The 542-nt window shown below is 51.3% G+C and carries 1 protein-coding gene; it reads left to right on the forward strand.

The features are described from left to right. On the forward strand, positions 1 to 476 hold a 476-nt coding region (locus ACTHUR_RS17450; protein ID WP_440399978.1), incomplete at its 5' end, for an ABC transporter permease subunit. Positions 477 to 542 lie beyond the last annotated feature (66 nt).

The raw sequence follows: 542 nt of genomic DNA on the forward strand, positions 1-542 counted from the left end.
GTTTGGTGTTTTTGCCGTTTATGGTTTCGCCTGCCTGCATTGCCGCCGGTATATTGCTGCTTTATCCGCAATGGACGGCATCGCTGCCTTTGTTGGTCGCTACTTATGCGCTGCTGGCGTATCCGTTTGTGGCAAAAGATGTGCTGGCGGCTTGGGACGATTTGCCTGAAGATTATGTGTCGGCTGCGCGCGGTATGGGGGCAAATGCTTTTCAGACGACCTTGTATGTGACCGCTCCATTATTGAGACCCGCCTTGCGACGCGGTTTGACTTTGGCTGCGGCAACCTGTATCGGAGAGTTTGCCGCCACGCTGTTTTTGTCGCGCCCTGAGTGGCAGACGCTGACCACTTTGATTTATTCGTATCTGGGTAGGGCAGGGGCAGACAATTATGCGCGGGCAATGGTGTTGACGACGGTTTTGATGCTGCTGTCGCTGATGGTGTTTTTACTGTTGGACGAACGTGAAAAAACTTGATGTCCGCTTTTGAAATGTAGCATGATGTTTATAGAGGTCGTCTGAAAACATTTCAGACGACCTCAA

The sequence above is a fragment of the Neisseria sp. P0021.S007 genome, from assembly GCF_051956855.1.